Annotated in this window: 3 protein-coding genes and 1 pseudogene; all 4 read left to right on the forward strand. The window is 41.0% G+C overall.

Features of this window, described 5'->3' with window-relative positions; all coding sequences use genetic code 11:
• Positions 1 to 73: 73 nt before the first annotated feature.
• Positions 74 to 907, forward strand: a pseudogene (gene ltrA / locus AQR02_RS03655) (group II intron reverse transcriptase/maturase); the annotation flags it as partial.
• Positions 908 to 1,001: 94 nt separating this feature from the next.
• A complete protein-coding gene (locus tag AQR02_RS33485; RefSeq protein ID WP_245237079.1) occupies positions 1,002 to 1,217 on the forward strand; it encodes a group II intron maturase-specific domain-containing protein in 216 nt (71 codons plus the stop codon).
• Between the two features lie 227 nt (positions 1,218 to 1,444).
• Positions 1,445 to 3,103, forward strand: coding sequence for a restriction endonuclease (locus AQR02_RS03660; protein WP_082451618.1), 1,659 nt, complete (start codon positions 1,445 to 1,447; stop codon positions 3,101 to 3,103).
• A gap of 77 nt (positions 3,104 to 3,180) precedes the next feature.
• A partial coding sequence (locus AQR02_RS32990; protein ID WP_425339956.1) for a hypothetical protein occupies positions 3,181 to 3,479 on the forward strand: 299 nt, incomplete at its 3' end.

Here is a 3,479-nt window from a genome sequence, read left to right on the forward strand (position 1 = left end):
CAAAAAGCGTAAATTCCATGCGTTATATGACAAGATCTATAGGTGGGACATTCTGTGGGAAGCGTGGAGACGAGTGAAAGCCAATAAGGGAGCCGCAGGAGTAGATGCCGTGACGCTAGCAGACATTGAGGAACAAGGAGAAATATCGTTTCTCAAGGCATGTGAGCAAGAACTTAAAGAAGGCAACTACCACCCGCAACCCGTACGGCGACATTATATCCCGAAGAAAGATGGTAAGCAAAGGCCACTCGGCATACCCACCGTACGCGATCGAGTTATACAAATGGCAACCAAACTAGTGATTGAACCTATCTTTGAAGCGGATTTTGAGGAAGTATCCTTCGGATTTCGACCCAACCGGAGTGCTAAACAAGCATTAGATCGTATCCGTAAAGCCTGTAACCGTAAAGGAAATTGGGTAGTCGACGTCGATATCCAAGGCTACTTCGACAACATTAATCAAGAGAAGCTAATGAAATTGGTGCAAATGCGCATCAATGACAGGCGGATATTGAAATTAATGCGGAAGTGGCTACAAGCGGGAGTCATGGAAGAGGGAAGTGTAAGACGCTCCGATTTGGGAACTCCGCAAGGGGGTGTCATTTCACCACTCCTTGCGAATATCTATCTGAACTATTTCGACCGACTATGGGAGAAACACGGGGAAGGAATAGGTGAACTTACGAGATACGCAGACGACTTTGTGGTGGTCTGTAAAACTAAGAAGGATGCCGAACATGCGTATGAACTCATACGAAAAATTATGGAGCGTCTAGAGTTGGTCCTACATCCGACCAAAACCCGCATTGTAGGGTTGTGGACAGGAGACGAAGGATTCGACTTCCTAGGGATGCATCACCGGAAAACCAAAGCAGAAACATCCCAAGGCAAGGTGTACTACACCACGCAGCAGTGGCTAACGAGAAAGGCAGAAGAACGAATCCGGGAGGTCGTCAAAGACAGATTAGCACCCCCAAGCATGCGTTCAAGATCGATCGTTCATGGAACAGGTAAAATGGCTCAATCCAAAGATTCAAGGGTGGAGAAATTATTACTATACGAACTACAGCCAAAAGAAGTTGGCAAAACTGGATTGGTATATTTTGCAACGGTTAACACGGTGGTACGCGAAGAAGAGACAACGTAGAAGATGGATGGGTTCACTAACTGAGGTTAAGTATATTGCTAAGCAACATGGTCTAAAAACGCTATTGTAATCTGCATGCACATGAATGACGAACATCGGAAAGCCGTATGAGGGAAAACCTCACGTACGGTTTGATGAGGAGGGGCTGAATCTATTCAGCCCTTTACTCTAGAATTTAGACGTATAGTTCAAAAGAATTATGTAAAAAGTAGGATTTCCATGTAAAACATTTGAAATCTGATGTTATAATTTGGATAAACAAATAATCCTGTTATTACGCAATCTGGAGGGGTAAAGGTGGCTCGTAGTTTTGGAAGTGCAGTTAATAAAATGATTAAAGAAACTGCAAAAGCGCAGCGTGCAGCTGAAAGATCAAGAAATGCCGCTATTCGTGAGCAGGAAAGGTATCTAAGGCTACAGCGGCAATATGAACGTGAGAATGAGCGTGCAATTAAACAATCTATCCGTGAGCAAAACGCATATGTAAAAGAACAAAAGGCGCTATACATAGAAGGACGTAAAGAGGAAGCGAATGATTATAATGAAGAAATTCTTTATCGGCTGAATGAATTTAAGTCAATTATAAGTGAAACGCTCGGTGTAGATGACAAGATTTCATTCGAATCACTTTATAAGAAGGATGGGTATCCTGAGTTCGTTGCCCCCTACGTTAAGCCACTTCCGACTAATCCGTTACCAGTAAGAGAAAGGTTCTTTGCAGGAGTTGCTATGGACTCTTCTTTTATGGAGAAGGTTATTGGTCTTGGAAAAAAAGCACGGCTAAGATCTATTGAAGCAGCTGAAAATTCATATAACTATGCCCTTCATAATTATGAGTCTGCTGAAACTAAAATTAACGAACTGATTAAGGAAAATGAAATATTCCTCAGCTCTGCAAGAGCAGAATATGACGAAACAAAGCGCTTATATCTAGAGGAAATAGCTTCTCATAATAGCTCAATTGATGATTTTAAGAATAGCTATTTCAGTAAAGACAAAGAGGCAATAGAAGCATACAACAATCTGGTTCTGGAACGTTCTAACTACAGTGATATCTTTCCCCAAACCTTTAATCTTTTTTATTTGGAAGAGAGCAAAGAATTATTAGTTGAGTATGAATTACCGGATGTGACGGCAGTACCACAAAATAAGGAATTTAAGTACACACAGAGCCGGAATGAGATCAAAGGTGTCCCTTTTAAACCCAAGGAATTAAATGAGATTTACTCTATACTTGTAGCTTCTATAGCACTCCGTACGCTTCATGAGCTTTTTGAAGCTGACCAAGGGGGACATTTGGATTCTGTCGTGTTTAATGGAGTGGTATCCACAGTGGACTTAAGTACAGGGCTCGACATCCGGCCGTGCATAGTAACTATTCAGACCCGGAAAGAAGAATTCATGAAGTTCGATCTCGCTAGAGTGGACATTCTTGCTTGTGTAAAAGGTCTCAAAGCCCAGCTCTCCCCTTCAGTAACTGAACTCACTCCTGTCAAACCTATTGTTGATTTTGTCATGTACGATAAACGTTTTGTAAATGAAAGAGACATGATATCCACTCTTGATACACGAACCAACCTTTTGGAGATGGACCCTTTTGATTTTGAACACCTGGTATGTAACTTGTTTTCGAAGATAGGTCTTGAATCCAAACTGACACGCTCTAGCCGGGACGGTGGAGTCGATGTCATTGCTTTTGACCCGCGCCCTGTATTTGGTGGGAAATATGTGATTCAGGCAAAAAGATATAAAAATACTGTAGAGGTAGCTGCAGTCCGTGATTTATACGGTACTATGATGAACGAGAATGCGTCGAAGGGGATTTTGGTTACCACATCAACGTATGGTCCCGATGCCAGAAGCTTTGCCAAGGATAAGCCTATTGAGTTAATTGATGGCCGGGTGCTTTTGCATATGTTAGAGGAGCAGGGGATTTATGCGAAGATTCAGTTGTGAAAGAATTTATAAGGGTTCTGCAGAGTGAATGGAACGTTTGGGAAAATTGAATTATATATTGGATGGAGTGGGGATAGTTGTTTGAAGCAATAATTGATTTGCCTGTAGTAAAGACTTTGGGTTGGGGAGGGATGATTTCGTTACTCGGTATTATTATTCCTCTGATTTGGAGATTAAATCCGATAACTACCCTAACTTCTACAAAATTTGAACGTATACTTTTTTCTAAGGAGAAGAGGTTATGGGTAAGATTTTTTTTTGATATAGGAATTGTATTGTTATCAATATTTTATTCTATAATTTTTTTCGTTTTTTATCTTGCTCTTTTCACAGAAAATAATTTCAACTCTAGTAAGAGTAAGGCGACCATATTATT

The sequence above is a fragment of the Paenibacillus ihuae genome, from assembly GCF_001368795.1.
Taxonomy (GTDB): domain Bacteria; phylum Bacillota; class Bacilli; order Paenibacillales; family Paenibacillaceae; genus Paenibacillus_AQ; species Paenibacillus_AQ ihuae.

Excerpts from the sequence above, each read along its gene's own strand:
- AQR02_RS33485 (WP_245237079.1), top strand. The coding sequence starts at position 1,002 with ATGGAACAGGTAAAATGGCTCAATCCAAAGATTCAAGGGTGGAGAAAT.